This is a genomic window from Azomonas agilis, from assembly GCF_007830255.1.
GTDB lineage: Bacteria > Pseudomonadota > Gammaproteobacteria > Pseudomonadales > Pseudomonadaceae > Azomonas > Azomonas agilis.
Genome location: NZ_VLKG01000009.1, coordinates 120,324 through 135,028, shown reverse-complemented (window position 1 = coordinate 135,028; position 14,705 = coordinate 120,324). Strand labels below are relative to the sequence as shown.

The following is a 14,705-nucleotide window of genomic DNA, read 5'->3' as shown; positions in this document are numbered from 1 at the left end:
CAAATGGCCTAGTAAAGAGCCCGCGCTTTGGCGGATTGACTTCAGCGGCAAGTAACGTCATACCCTAGATGAGGTGCGCTATCTTTTTTGTCTGGATCGGCGTTGGTTTCATCACAAATATCCTGATCACCCCCGCAAACCGGACAATCATCCCGTGCCATTTTCAGTTTGGCCAAACCGCCACAGGAGCCTGCAATAGGCTTACGCCCCATGATGACACCAATCGCCATACCCAACATCACCAGCAGCATGCCAACAAAAACCAGTAACCACGTCATGGTTGCCTCCCTTGACCTAGTAGCAGATCAAAGTTTCGTGTACGCACTGAGACAAAGTTCTTTTCCACATGGGAAACAAAGAGTGCCGCAATCCCTTGGCGCTCAGCAAAGGCTAATCCTTCTTCAGAGCCCATGACCATCAGCGCAGTAGATAATCCATCTGCCCGCATGGCTGAAGGGTCAATCACCGTTACTGCGGCCAGTTTATGCTGAATAGGCGCTCCTGTCCGAGGATCTATAGTATGGGAGTAACGATGCCCGTCTCGTTCAAAATAGTTACGGTAATCGCCTGAGGTAGACACGGCATAACCATCCAATTGGATGATCTCCATCGCCTCCCGCTCATTGTCCTTCGGTGCTTCAATGGCGACACGCCACTGAGAACCGTCCGGCTTTAAGCCTTTTGCCTTCAATTCGCCGGTGATTTCGACCAAATAGCTGGTAATGCCTAAAGCCTCCAAACGGGCGCTGACTAAGTCAACCGACTCACCCGCTGCGATACTGTTGAAGTCCAGCTTCAGAGCCACGTCTTTGCACAGTTCATCACCGCGTACATGCAGATACTGATGCCCCACGCGCTGACGAACTTCGGCAATTTCTGCCTCAGTGGGAATGCGCTGGCCTCGTTTGGGGCCAAATCCCCACAGCTCTAACAAAGGCTGCACACTCAGATCCAAAACGCCACCCGTCTCAGTTGATAAAACTTCAGCGGCTTGGGTGAGTCTGAGCATTAGCTCAGGCACCTTAAGGCAGGCACCTGCGGGCAGGTTATTAAAGTGTTGAATGACTGAGTCTGGACGATAGTTAGATAACTGTTTGTCGATCTCAGCCAAAACAAGTTCAGTTTCACGCTGGACGCTTGCCACCTCGGGGCCATTCGCAGTACGCACATACTTGATGGTATAGGTGCTGCCCTGAGTGGGCCCGACGAAAGTTTCCAACGTCTCTTGGGGAGAACAACCCATCAGGGTTGCTGCCACAAGGGCAGCAGCCATGACGGGCTTTAAAGATTTAAACGACATGGAGCCTAGCCGCCGAAGTCGTCGAGCAGGATATTTTCCCGCTCCACACCCAGATCAAGCAGCATCTTAATGACCGCAGCGTTCATCATGGGCGGGCCGCACATGTAGAACTCGCAATCTTCAGGTGCCGGATGGTCTTTCAGATAGTTATCCAACAGTACGTTGTGAATAAAGCCCGTATAACCCGTCCAGTTATCCTCGGGTTGAGGATCAGACAGCGCCAGATGCCAAGTGAAATTTGGGTTCTCCGCCGCTAGCTGATCGAACTCTTCCACATAGAAGGCTTCACGCAGAGAACGCGCACCGTACCAGAAGCTGATTTTACGCTTAGAGTTCAGACGCTTGAGCTGATCGAAGATGTGCGAGCGCATGGGAGCCATACCCGCACCACCACCGATGAAGACCATCTCATTTTGGGTGTCGCGGGCGAAGAACTCACCGAATGGCCCGTACACGGTGATCTTGTCACCGGGCTTCAGGCTGAACACGAAGGAAGACATCTTACCGGCTGGCACGTCATCCCGTCCGGGCGGTGGCGAAGCAATACGAATATTGAACTTCACGATGCCTTTTTCTTCGGGGTAGTTCGCCATGGAGTAAGCGCGGATAGTGGTCTCGTCTACCTTAGACACATAGCGCCACAGGTTGAACTTGTCCCAGTCTCCACGGTATTCCGGCTGAATATCGAAGTCTTTGTAGTGGACTTCGTGCGGTGGGCACTCCAACTGCACATAGCCACCGGCACGGAAGTCCACGCTCTCGCCATCCGGCAGACGCAGGGTCAGTTCTTTGATGAAGGTGGCCACGTTGAGGTTGGACTCAACCGTGCATTCCCACTTCTTCACGCCGAAGACTTCTTCTGGGACTTCGATCTTCATATCCTGCTTCACAGGCGTTTGGCAGGATAAACGCCAACCCGCTTTAGCATCGCGCTTAGTAAAGTGCGACTCCTCAGTCGGCAGCATTTCACCACCACCGGAATGCACTTGGCACTTGCACTGAGCACAGGTACCACCGCCACCGCAAGCAGAGGATAGAAAGATATTGTTGGCTGCTAAAGTTTGCAGCAATTTTCCGCCAGCAGGAACCGTAATGGTTTTCTCGCCGTTGATCTCGATCTTCACGTCACCGCTGGACACCAGTACCGCACGGGCGATCAAAATGATCACCACCAGCGCCAGTACAATGGCGGTAAACATGCCGATGGCGAGAAGGATTTCGCTATTCATCTATTCCTCCCGTCCTTACAGCTGTACGCCAGAGAATGACATGAAGCCCATGGACATCAGGCCAATAGTAATAAAAGTAATGCCCAAGCCTTGCAGACCCGCAGGAACATCACTGTATTTGAGCTTTTCCCGAATACCGGCCAGCAATACGATAGCCAGTGCCCAAGAAGCGCCAGAACCTACACCATATACGGTACTTTCGGCCAGATTGTAGTCGCGCTCTACCATGAACAACGAACCGGCCATGATGGCGCAGTTCACCGTAATCAGCGGCAGGAATACACCCAAGGCGTTGTACAGGCTTGGAACGTACTTATCCAGCAGCATTTCCAAAATCTGAACGATCGCAGCGATCACGCCAATGTAGCTCAGAAGGCCTAAGAAGCTCAGGTCTAACTCAGGATAACCAGCCCAAGCCAATGCACCCTCTTTCAACAGATAGGTATAGAGCAGGTTGTTGGCCGGTACAGTAATAGTTTGCACCACGATTACCGCAATACCCAGACCAATGGCCGTTTCTACCTTCTTGGAAATGGCAATGAAAGTACACATGCCCAAGAAGAAGGCCAGAGCCATGTTCTCAATGAACACAGCCCGGACAAACAGACTGATGTAATGCTCCATTATTAGTGAGCCTCCTTATCAGAAACCTGTGGAGCCAAACGATACGCAGGCTGCTCTACCTGATCTTTTTTGTAGGTACGAAGTCCCCAAATAATCAGGCCAATCAAGAAAAACGCAGAAGGAGGCAGCAGCAGTAAGCCATTGGCGATATACCAGCCACCATCATTCACCGTTGGGATAATGGTCATACCTAACAGCTTACCGGCCCCAAACAGTTCACGAATCACGCCCAATACGATCAGCATGACGCTGTAGCCCAGACCGTTACCAATACCGTCATAGAACGACAGCAGTGGAGGGTTTTGCATCGCGAAGGCTTCAGCGCGACCCATCACGATACAGTTGGTAATGATCAGCCCCACAAACACCGACAACTGTTTAGACAAACTGAAGGCAAAGGCTTTGAGTAGCTGATCCACCACAATAACCAAGGAAGCAATAATCACCATCTGCACAATCATGCGGATGGAGCTTGGGATCTGGGAGCGGATCATGGAAATGAACATGCTTGAGCAGCCGGTAACCAGCGTCAGAGCAATGGACATCACCAAAGCGGTTTTTAGGTTCGAGGTAACGGCCAGAGCCGAACAGATACCCAGAATCTGCAAACCAATGGGGTTGTTATTGAGGATCGGGTTTAGCAAAACTTCCCGAACACTAGGTTGTGCCGCCATGATCAAGCCTCCCCAGCACGCAGTTTAGCGATAAATGGGCCAAAGCCGTTCTCGCCCAGCCAGAAGTGCAACAGGTTATTCACACCATTACTGGTCAGCGTAGCGCCCGCTAAACCATCAACCTGATGAACTGCTTTTGGGCTTTGTGGGTCTACGTTGCCTTTGACGATCTGCACGGCCAAATTGCCTTGCTCAGCAAACAGCTTTTTGTTCACCCACAGAGCACGCCACTTGGGATTGTCCACTTCACCACCCAAGCCGGGGGTTTCGCCATGCTGATAGAAACCTAAGCCAACAATAGTGTCCAAGTCTCCTTTAACCGCCAAAAAGCCATACAGGGTAGACCAAAGACCATAGCCGCGAATTGGCAGAATCAGCGTATCCAGCTTGCCATTGGTTTCTACCATATACACCACGCTGTATTGCTCGCGGCGCTTGATAGAGGCGATGTCTTGCTCGCCTGGCAATACCTGAGATAATTTGGGATCTTTAGCAGAAGCCGCTGCATCAAAGGTTTTGGGATCAAAAGCATCGCTGAACTTTCCAGTCTTCAAATCCACCAGACGCGCTACAATGCGCTGGCCGAACAGCTCTTTGACCTCACGACCGGATAAGTCCGAATCACCAATACCGGCAATAGCTAGAATACTGCGCTGCTTATCCAACTGGCGGTTTTCCACCTGAATCGGACGCAGGGCTACCGCAGCACCCGCAACAAAGATAGAACATACCAGACAGACCGAAAGCGCGACTGCCAGAGTACGAACAACAGACTCTTTCTGACTAGACATTGCGTGCCAGCCTCCGCTTGATATTGGCCTGAACTACAAAGTGGTCAATGGTCGGGGCGCACAGGTTGGCAAACAGAATGGCCAACATCATACCCTCAGGGAAAGCTGGGTTGACCACACGAATCAGCACTACCATCACGCCGATCAGAATGCCAAACATCCATTTACCGGTATTAGTCATGGAGGCGGACACAGGATCAGTCGCCATGAAGATCATGCCAAAGGCAAAACCACCCACAACCAAGTGCCAATACCAAGGCATACCAAACATGGGGTTGGTATCGGAGCCTAGGATATTGAACAGAGTGCTTAGCACCACCATACCGATCATGACACCACTGACGATGCGCCACGAAGCGATCTTAGTCAGCAGCAGTACTGCACCACCCAATAGAATGGCCAACGTACTGGTTTCACCAATGGAACCTTGGATGGTACCGAAGAAGGAGCTCCACCAAGTGATGCCACTGGCAGCTACTTGCTCCATGCCACCGCTAAAGGCTTGACTCAGCGCCGTTGCACCGCTGAAACCATCCACGGCTGTCCAAACGGCATCGCCGGACATTTGCGCAGGGTAGGCAAAGAACAGGAAAGCACGACCGGTCAGCGCAGGGTTGAGGAAGTTTTTGCCGGTACCGCCAAAGACTTCTTTACCCAGAACCACGCCGAAGCTGATACCCAGAGCTACCTGCCACAGAGGAATGCTCGGCGGCAGAATCAAGGCAAACAGCACGGAGGTCACGAAGAAGCCTTCGTTGACTTCATGGCGACGCACCATAGCAAACAGCACTTCCCAAAAGCCGCCAACAATAAAGGTCACGGCATAAATTGGTAGGAAGTACAGCGCACCCTGAACAAAGTTTGCCCAACAGTTGGCAGGATCAAAACCAATCCCCCACTGACTCAGCAATGCAAAACGCCAGCCTTCTTGGGCAGCCAACAGGTCAGGAGTGTGCGCGAAGATCAGGTTGGCTTGATAGCCCGTGTTCCACATACCAAAAAACATGGCCGGGAAAGTACACAGCCATACCAAAATCATCATGCGCTTAAGATCAATGCCATCACGCACATGGGCGGTGGTTTTGGTCACGCTGCTTGGACGATACAAGAAGGTATCAATGGCTTCGTACAGAGGGTACCACTTCTCGCAACGACCACCTTTTTCAAAGTGATGCTCGATTTTATCGAAGAGGAAACGCAACACGATCAACCCTCCTTCTCAATACGGGTCAGGTTGTCCCGCAGAATGGGGCCGTATTCATACTTACCGGCACATACATAGCTGCACAGGGCCAGATCTTCTTCATCCAACTCTAAGCAACCCAGTTTTTGTGCAGTTTCGGTATCCCCTACGATCAGCGCACGCAGCAACTGAGTAGGCAGGATATCCAGAGGCATAACTTCTTCATAGTTTCCGACCGGCACCATGGCACGCGGGCTGCCGTTGGTGGTGGTAGTCATGGCAAACTCTTTCACTCCAAACAGCTTGGAGACGAAGACATTCAGCACTGAATGCTTCTTAAAGCCGGGACGCATATAGTGCAGCATTTCGCGCTCACGGCCCTCACGCAGGCAAGAAACCTGAACGTGATAACGACCTAAGTAAGCAAAAGCACCCTGAGCTGTACGCCCCCCCAAAACCGAACCTGAAACAATACGGTTTGCACCGGCTTGCAGCTCACCGGCAGTCAACTCGTCTAAGTTCACACCCAGACGGGTACGCAGCAGACGGGGCTTGTCTACCACAGGGCCGCCCAAGGCCACTACGCGCTCAGTAGAGATACGGCCTGTGGTGAATAACTTACCCACAGCAATCACGTCTTGATAACCAATATGCCAGACGCTTTTAGTCGCACTCACAGGATCAAGGAAATGAATATGGGTACTGGGTAAACCAGCAGGATGTGGGCCTACGAAGGTTTCGGTTTCCACTCCCTTCAAGCCTTCACCGGGCAGATTTTCGCCGGGCAAATGTACCGCTTCAGCGCCCTTGCACAAAAACACCTTACCCAAGTTGGTCAGAACCTTGAGACCATTTTCAAAGGCTTCAGGCTGCTCACCAATGACAATAGCTGGATCAGCGGCTAAGGGATGAGTATCAATGGCCGTCACAAAGATGGAGTGGGGAACCGCATCGGCTGCCGGTACTTTACTGTAGGGGCGGGCGCGAAAAGCCGTCCAAAGTCCAGAACGCAGCAGATTCTCACGAACCTTATCTGCCCCTAACTCTGGTAAAGCCTCAGCATCACAAGAAGGGAAGGTTTCCTCTTCATCGCCATCAAGTTCGATAACTACAGATTGCAGTACCCGCTTATCACCCCGATGAATCGCGGATATAACACCTGCCCCCGGAGCGGTATAGTCAATGCCGGGCATCTTCTTGTCACTGAACAGAATCTGTCCCAACTTAACCCGATCACCAACCTGAACTTTCATGGTTGGCTTCATCCCCGGATAGTCGAAGCCAATTATGGCCACACTGCGCACCGGCCTACCGGCCTCGATACGCTGTGCTGGCGCGCCTGCCAGTGGCAAGTCGAGCCCACGTTTCATCTGTATCATGGGTTTGCCTAATTAACTGATGGAAAAAGCTATTTCGGCTACTGGAATCAAAAGCGCTATCAGCCATCAATAGGCTGGCTTTATATCCAAAGTGCGGTATAAAGTCGCATAGCCTAGCCAAAAAATCGCCTGATTATAGAGGTCGTCGCCTAGACTGGCCACTGATATTGCTCTTCATTACAACGGGTTATCGATTACTCAAACTGCTCGAAACACATTGTCACCCTCTAACCTCAAAAGCGGGTGCATGATAGAAGATTGCAATCTTTTTGTGGCCCCTTGGTTTCAACAAGATGTATCCAAGCCCATAAAAAAACCCATTTCCGGCTAAGAAATGAGTTTTTTCTTAAAGAAGCTTGATTTAAATCAGTTTGGGAACGCCGGTGCCTGAACCCCTGATACTTCTTCCATCACACGAACCACTTGGCAGCTATAACCAAACTCGTTGTCGTACCATACATAGAGCACTACACGATTATCGTTACAGATGGTGGCCTCAGCATCCACCACACCCGCGTGGCGCGAGCCCACGAAGTCGGTAGACACCACTTCGGAAGAGTTCACAAAGTCGATCTGCTTTTGCAGCTCAGAGTACATGGCGGTTTGGCGCAGGTACTCGTTGATTTCTTCACGAGTAGTAGCTTTCTCCAAGGTCAGGTTGAGGATGGCCATGGAGACGTTGGGCGTAGGCACGCGAATAGCGTTGCCAGTCAACTTGCCTTTTAGCACCGGCAAGGCTTTGGCAGCCGCAGTGGCCGCACCGGTTTCGGTGATTACCATGTTCAAAGGCGCGCTACGACCCCGACGACTGCCTTTGTGGAAGTTGTCGATCAGATTTTGGTCGTTGGTGTAAGAATGCACAGTTTCCACATGACCATGCACGATACCGTACTGATCATTAACAGCTTTCAGTACCGGAACGATGGCGTTCGTGGTGCAAGAAGCCGCTGAGATGATTTTGTCTTCGTCGGTGATTTCCTTGTGGTTAATGCCATGCACGATGTTCTTCAGCGCGCCCTTACCCGGTGCAGTCAGAATCACACGCGCAGCGCCTGGGCACTTCAGATGCTGGCTTAAGCCTTCAGCATCACGCCACTTACCGGTGTTATCCACCACTAGCGCGTTTTCAATGCCGTACTGAGTGTAATCTACCGTCGAAGGATCATTTGAGTAGATCACCTGAATCAGGTTGCCATTGGCGGTGATGGTTTTGTTCTCTTCATCAATGGTAATGGTGCCATTGAAGGGGCCATGTACGGAGTCACGACGCAGCAGGCTAGCACGCTTGGACAGATCGTCCTCCGAGCTTTTGCGTACCACGATGGCGCGCAAACGCAGACCATCACCACCACCGGTTTTTTCAATCAGGATGCGCGCCAGCAAACGACCGATACGACCAAATCCGTACAGCACCACATCAGTGCCTTTACGAGTATTGGCGTGGCGTTTATCCGTCACTTCGGCCAATTCTTCACGCACAAATTGCTCTAAAGATTGACCGGAGGCTTTAGCTTTAAACTTGGCCAGTAACTTACCAAGATCGACAGAAGCGGCTCCCAGATTCAGTTCACTCATGGTTTTGAGGATCTGGAAGGTGTCGTGTACGGACAGGTCTTCGTTCTCAGCCTGAAGGTGACGGGCAAAACGGTGCGCCTTCAAAATCGCAATCACTGAGCGATTAATCAGACCGCGACCGTAAATAGAGGTCACCACGTTATTGTTACGGTAGAGCTGGCCGATCAGAGGAATCATTGCCTCAGCAAGGGCTTCACGATCAATCCACTCTCCAAGACACTGGTCGGGCTTCTGGGTCACGGGCAGTTCCTTCCACAGGATGTAGGTACAAGAAAAAAGGGCTACATTATGACGAGCTCTCGCTCAGGCGACAATCCAAGCGCTAAAGGCTATGACAGGGACAGATGCAAACACTGACAGTTCCCTCATCAGCTCGTTACAATCCTTGGTATCCTTTCTGCCTCTTCTTGGGAGCCTCTTTCTACCGTGTCTGTCCTGCCTTTGCCCCCCACGGCCACCCATTCCCAGCGACAACACTGGAGCAATCTACCCGGTTCAACCCTGAGCTTGGCTATTGCAGAGGCGGCCTCTGCCGCTCGTCGCTTTACCCTAGTGCTCACCCCCGACACCCAAACGGCTGAGCGACTGGAACAAGAAATCAGCTTTTTTGCCCCTGCGTTACCTGTATTGCAATTTCCAGACTGGGAAACCCTGCCTTACGATTTATTTTCTCCCCATCAGGATATTATTTCTCGGCGCATTGCTAGTCTGTATCAGCTCCCGGAGCTGAAACACGGAGTTTTAGTGGTGCCCATTGCCACGGCCCTGCACCGCTTAGCGCCTCTGGCGTTTCTACTGGGCTCCAGTTTGGTGCTCAATCAAGGGCAGCGCCTGTCCCTAGACAGCATGCGCCAGCGTTTAGAAGCTACAGGCTATCGCTGTGTAGAAACCGTGTATGAGCATGGAGAGTTTGCGGTACGCGGCGCTCTGTTGGATTTATTCCCGATGGGTAGTGCACTGCCCTTTCGCATTGATTTATTGGACGATGAGATTGATAGCCTGCGCACCTTCGACCCCGAAAATCAGCGCTCAGTGGACAAGGTAGAAAGTATTCGACTGCTGCCGGCCCGTGAGTTTCCCCTAACGCCCGAATCCATTGCTGGCTTTCGCAGTCGCTTTCGAGAGCGCTTTGACGTAGATTTCCGGCGCTGCCCCATCTATCAAGACCTGAACACAGGTATTACTGCAGCGGGTATCGAATACTATTTGCCGCTATTTTTCGATGATACTGCCACCCTTTTTGACTACTTGCCGCAAGAAACTCAAGTATTTGCTCTAAGCGGCATTGAACCTGCGGCTCAGCAATTTTGGACTGATGTTCGTCGCCGCTATGAAGATCGCCGCTACGATCCAGAACGGCCACTGCTACCTCCTAACGAGCTATTTCTGGCGGTTGAAGACTGCTTTGCGCGGTTAAAGCACTGGCCTCAAGTCACCCTAGAAGCACAGGATCAGCCTGAACGCACCAGTAGCCTGCGTTTTGCCGCAAAACCCTTGCCCAATCTTTCAGTAGATGCACGCGCTACAGAACCGCTCCAAGCACTGCGCCAGTTTTTGGACCAATTTCCGGGGCGCATTTTATTCACCGCCGAATCTGCAGGCCGCCGTGAAGCCTTGCTGGAGCTGTTAGCCCGCCTCAAGCTACGCCCGCAAACCCTCAGTAGCTGGCCCAGCTTTCTGGAGGCTAACGAACGGCTAAACATCAGCATCGCCGCTCTGGATGAAGGGCTGCATCTGGAGCAGATCGCGGTCATCACCGAAAGCCAGTTGTTCGGGCAGCGGGTGATGCAACGCCGTCGTAGGGAAAAAACCCGCGATGCCAGCGACAACATCATCAAAAACCTCACTGAGCTGCGCGAAGGCGCACCGGTAGTACACATCGACCACGGTGTGGGCCGCTATCAGGGTTTGACGACCTTAGAAGTCGAAGGCCAGCAGGCTGAGTTTTTGATGCTGGAATACGCCGAGCAAGCCAAGCTCTACGTACCCGTGGCCAACCTGCACCTGATTGCCCGCTATACCGGCAGCGACGATGCCTTAGCTCCGTTGCACCGCCTAGGCTCGGATCAATGGCAAAAAGCCCGCCGCAAAGCCGCCGAGCAAATACGCGATGTGGCCGCCGAGCTGTTAGACATCCATGCACGCCGTGCCGCACGCAAAGGTTTCGCTTTCACCGACCCAAGCGCCGATTACGCTACCTTCAGCGCAGCCTTCCCCTTTGAGGAAACGCCGGATCAGCAAGCCGCTATTGAAGCCGTACGCGCCGACATGCTGTCCAGTAAGCCCATGGATCGCTTGGTATGTGGTGATGTGGGCTTTGGCAAAACCGAAGTCGCCATGCGTGCGGCCTTTATCGCCGCTCACAATGGCAAACAGGTGGCGGTTTTGGTGCCGACGACCCTACTCGCCCAGCAGCACTACAACAGCTTCCGCGACCGCTTTGCCGACTGGCCGGTGCGGGTGGAGGTGATGAGCCGATTCAAATCCGCCAAGGAAATGGAAAAAGCCGCTCAAGAACTCGCCGAGGGCCAAATCGACATTCTGATCGGCACCCACAAGCTGTTGCAGCCGGATATTCAGTTTAAAAATCTGGGCTTGGCCATCATCGACGAGGAACACCGCTTTGGCGTGCGTCACAAGGAACAGCTGAAAAACCTACGCAGCGAGGTGGACATTCTCACCCTCACCGCCACACCGATTCCGCGTACCCTGAACATGGCGGTGTCTGGCATGCGTGATCTCTCGATCATTGCCACCCCACCGGCGCGGCGCTTGTCGGTACGCACCTTTGTCATGGAACAGCAACCGGCCATCATCCGTGAAGCCTTACTGCGCGAGCTGTTGCGCGGTGGGCAAGTCTACTACCTGCACAATGATGTAAAGACCATCGACAAGTGCGCCCGCGAATTGGCCGAATTAGTGCCCGAAGCACGGATTGCCATCGGTCACGGTCAGCTGCGTGAGCGCGAGCTGGAACAGGTAATGAGCGACTTTTACCACAAGCGCTTTAACGTGCTGGTCGCCTCTACCATTATCGAAACTGGCATCGACGTGCCCAGCGCCAACACCATCATCATTGAGCGTGCCGATAAGTTTGGTCTGGCACAACTGCACCAGCTGCGCGGACGTGTGGGCCGCAGCCACCACCAAGCCTATGCTTATCTGCTCACCCCCGCGCGTAATCAAATGACCGACGACGCTCAAAAGCGTCTGGAAGCCATCGCCAACGCCCAAGACCTCGGCACCGGCTTTGTGCTGGCGACCCATGACTTGGAAATTCGCGGTGCAGGCGAATTGCTGGGCGAAGGCCAAAGCGGCCAGATTCAGGCCGTGGGCTTTACCCTGTATATGGAAATGCTGGAACAGGCTACCGAAGCCATTCGCCAAGGCAAGCAACCCAATCTGGAGCAGCCGCTGCAAGGTGGCGTTGAGGTCAACTTACGGCTGCCGGCCCTGATTCCCGATGACTACCTGCCCGATGTGCATGCGCGGCTGATTCTCTACAAGCGCATCGCCTCAGCGGACAGCCCTGAAGCACTGCGAGAGCTGCAAGTGGAAATGATTGATCGTTTTGGCTTACTGCCCGAGCCGACCAAGAACCTGATCCGTCAAACTCAGCTCAAACTGAAGGCCGAGCAGCTAGGCATCCTCAAAATTGATGCCGGCCCCCAAGGCGGACGCATCGAATGCGGTGCCAATACCCGTATTGACCCCTTGGTACTGGTAAAACTGATCCAAACGCAACCCAAACGCTACAAGTTGGAAGGCGCTACCCTATTTAAATTCCAAATCCCTATGGAGCAACCCGAGGAGCGCTTCAGCGCCTTGGAAGCCTTACTCGAACACCTGACCCCCTCGGATAAAAAACCATGAAGTCACGGTTACTTTCCTTTGTTCTCGTAACAGTCTTAGCCTCTGTATTTAGCTTAGCGGCCCAAGCAGCCTCTATGATTCAAGTAGAAGTGGTGGTATTTCGGCACGCCAATACACCACTGGTTGCCAGCTTGCCACCCAGCCATAACTGGGCTACAGGCGCTAGCGTTTTGATTGAGCGCAACGAGGTTCCAGCATTTTTAAACGATGCGGTGGCTAAACTCACGCCAGACCAAGGGTACGCTGTGCTGCTGCACAAAGCTTGGCGGCAAAACTTAACCGGCAACACGGCTGACCTCGCCTTTAAAATGGGACAACCCCGTTTTGAGCTGTCGCCCATCCAAGGCCGTTTACAGGTTAGCTTGGGTGATCAGATTACGGTGACGGCTAACTTTTGGGTCAACCAGTTTGATGAACAAGGCCAAATTACGGCCAGTGAGCACATTGATCAGACCTTTAAAGTGCGGCCTAATGAAGTACGTTACCTGGATCACAGCAGTTTAGGCGCACTGGTACGCATCAGTACGCTGTAAGAGACTCACTCAACCCCGACCCTAAAAGAAAAACGGCATCCCAAGGATGCCGTTTTAATTCAGAGCACAGCTTTTGCTTATTTCTCAACAAAAGCACGCTCAATCAAATAGTCACCGGGCTCACCCAGACGGGGCGAAACATTCAGCCCAAACTCATTTAAGACCTGACTGGTTTCAGCCAACATGCTGGGGCTACCGCAAATCATAGCGCGATCGTCCAAGGGATTAATGGGCGGCAAGCCGATGTCATCAAACAGCTTACCAGAGCGCATCAAATCCGTCTGACGGCCTTGGTTGCGGAAGTCTTCGCGAGTTACCAGTGGATAGTAAATCAGCTTTTCTTTGACCATATCGCCAAAAAACTCATTTTCCGGCAACTGTTGAGTGATGAAATCCGCATAGGCTAGCTCGCTGACATAGCGCACGCCATGTACCAAAATCACCTTATCAAAGCGCTCATACACTTCAGGATCTTGAATCAGGCTGATAAAGGGCGCTAATCCAGTACCCGTACTGAGTAGATACAGGTGCCGACCGGGCAACAGGTCACTTAGAATCAAAGTCCCAGTGGGCTTACGACTCACCAGTAACTCATCACCTTCTTTTAAGTGCTGTAAGCGCGAGGTCAAAGGGCCATTAGGCACTTTGATGCTGAAGAACTCTAGGTGCTCTTCATAGTTAGGGCTGGCGATGCTGTAGGCACGCATTAATGGGCGGCCATCCACTTCCAACCCGATCATCACAAACTGGCCATTTTCAAAACGCAGGCCCTGATTACGGGTGGTCTTGAAGCTGAACAGCGTGTCATTCCAGTGGTGGACACTGAGCACACGCTCGACGTTCAGATTACTCATGGAGTAGCTACCTCATTGCTGGTTAAGCGAATAAACGAATTTACAGTGTACAAGGAATCCGCTTATTTCTAAATCATCAGACAATCTTCTATTTATGCCCATTTTACATATAAATAAATCATTCCACCCAACCTTCTGGGTGGACTAGAAGACTGGGTTATTGGGCCTGAGTGGCCTTGAGCTCTGCCTGCAATTCTTCCTGAATTTTTGCCAACCGAGGCATCATGCTTAACATCAAATTCTGCACCGCCTGCATGCTGTTTTGCATGATCAGAGGCATCTTTTGCGTCATAGAACGCCCCACATCAGAACGGTAAAAGTTCAAAGCCCCATCGACTTCTTCCTGAGTTAAGGATTGGCGGTAAATATCCACCAACACGGGCTCAAATTTCGTCCAGTTCATTTCCTCTTTGAGCACGGCCAATACCTTAGATTGCATGCGGTTTATGGCTTCTTGCTGTGCCGGGGTTACAGGCTTTCCCTCTAAGGATTTTGCCATCACCGAGCGCATCATGTGTTCCGTTTGCTCTAAGGAGGTATCCAAACCTTTTCTGGCATCCGTAACTTCTAATAACTCCTTTAAGGAGGTATCAGAGGGCGTTGCCGCCACAACGCTATAAGCCAACATCCAACCCAATAAAATCCCTATCCACCTCATGCATGGCTCCCTAATATTTGGCTTAAAGCGCG

At 52.2% G+C, this 14,705-nt stretch carries 13 protein-coding genes; 2 read left to right on the top strand and 11 right to left on the bottom strand.

The window, feature by feature from the left end:
* Positions 1 to 41: 41 nt before the first annotated feature.
* From nqrM to LX59_RS12140, 9 genes are all read right to left on the bottom strand, one after another.
* Complete coding sequence (gene nqrM / locus LX59_RS12180) at positions 42 to 278, bottom strand: (Na+)-NQR maturation NqrM (RefSeq protein WP_144572181.1); 237 nt, start codon at positions 276 to 278, stop codon at positions 42 to 44.
* Positions 275 to 1,300, bottom strand: coding sequence for an FAD:protein FMN transferase (locus LX59_RS12175; RefSeq protein WP_144572179.1), 1,026 nt, complete (start codon positions 1,298 to 1,300; stop codon positions 275 to 277). Before LX59_RS12175 ends, nqrM begins: the two co-directional genes overlap by 4 nt.
* 5 nt (positions 1,301 to 1,305) lie before the next feature.
* Positions 1,306 to 2,529 (bottom strand): NADH:ubiquinone reductase (Na(+)-transporting) subunit F, encoded by a 1,224-nt coding sequence (gene nqrF / locus LX59_RS12170; protein WP_144572177.1) that lies wholly within the window; start codon positions 2,527 to 2,529, stop codon positions 1,306 to 1,308.
* Positions 2,530 to 2,544: 15 nt separating this feature from the next.
* The gene (gene nqrE, locus LX59_RS12165; protein WP_144572175.1) at positions 2,545 to 3,153 is read right to left on the bottom strand and encodes an NADH:ubiquinone reductase (Na(+)-transporting) subunit E; all 609 of its coding nucleotides are present in this window, start codon (positions 3,151 to 3,153) and stop codon (positions 2,545 to 2,547) included.
* A gap of 2 nt (positions 3,154 to 3,155) precedes the next feature.
* On the bottom strand, positions 3,156 to 3,830 hold the full coding sequence (locus LX59_RS12160) for an NADH:ubiquinone reductase (Na(+)-transporting) subunit D (RefSeq protein WP_211354855.1): 675 nt from the start codon (positions 3,828 to 3,830) through the stop codon (positions 3,156 to 3,158).
* Positions 3,830 to 4,618: a Na(+)-translocating NADH-quinone reductase subunit C gene (locus tag LX59_RS12155; protein ID WP_144572171.1), complete on the bottom strand. Its 789-nt coding sequence runs from the start codon at positions 4,616 to 4,618 to the stop codon at positions 3,830 to 3,832. The genes LX59_RS12160 and LX59_RS12155 overlap by 1 nt, the downstream gene beginning before the upstream one ends.
* Entirely contained in the window at positions 4,611 to 5,825 is a 1,215-nt protein-coding gene (locus tag LX59_RS12150) for an NADH:ubiquinone reductase (Na(+)-transporting) subunit B (protein WP_144572242.1), read from the bottom strand. Before LX59_RS12150 ends, LX59_RS12155 begins: the two co-directional genes overlap by 8 nt.
* Positions 5,825 to 7,180, bottom strand: a complete 1,356-nt coding sequence (locus tag LX59_RS12145; RefSeq protein ID WP_144572170.1) for a Na(+)-translocating NADH-quinone reductase subunit A — start codon at positions 7,178 to 7,180, stop codon at positions 5,825 to 5,827. The genes LX59_RS12150 and LX59_RS12145 overlap by 1 nt, the downstream gene beginning before the upstream one ends.
* A gap of 366 nt (positions 7,181 to 7,546) precedes the next feature.
* Positions 7,547 to 9,013, bottom strand: a complete 1,467-nt coding sequence (locus tag LX59_RS12140; RefSeq protein ID WP_211354854.1) for a glyceraldehyde-3-phosphate dehydrogenase — start codon at positions 9,011 to 9,013, stop codon at positions 7,547 to 7,549.
* A gap of 168 nt (positions 9,014 to 9,181) precedes the next feature.
* On the opposite strand from LX59_RS12140, the gene mfd reads away from it, so the two are divergent.
* Entirely contained in the window at positions 9,182 to 12,628 is a 3,447-nt protein-coding gene (gene mfd, locus LX59_RS12135) for a transcription-repair coupling factor (protein ID WP_144572166.1), read from the top strand.
* Positions 12,625 to 13,161, top strand: a complete 537-nt coding sequence (locus LX59_RS12130; RefSeq protein WP_144572164.1) for a CsiV family protein — start codon at positions 12,625 to 12,627, stop codon at positions 13,159 to 13,161. Before mfd ends, LX59_RS12130 begins: the two co-directional genes overlap by 4 nt.
* A 77-nt stretch (positions 13,162 to 13,238) precedes the next feature.
* On the opposite strand, the gene fpr is transcribed toward LX59_RS12130, so the two are convergent.
* Positions 13,239 to 14,015 (bottom strand): ferredoxin-NADP reductase, encoded by a 777-nt coding sequence (fpr, locus tag LX59_RS12125; RefSeq protein WP_144572163.1) that lies wholly within the window; start codon positions 14,013 to 14,015, stop codon positions 13,239 to 13,241.
* Between the two features lie 157 nt (positions 14,016 to 14,172).
* Positions 14,173 to 14,673, bottom strand: a complete 501-nt coding sequence (locus LX59_RS12120; RefSeq protein WP_170234373.1) for a DUF2059 domain-containing protein — start codon at positions 14,671 to 14,673, stop codon at positions 14,173 to 14,175.
* Positions 14,674 to 14,705: the final 32 nt, after the last annotated feature.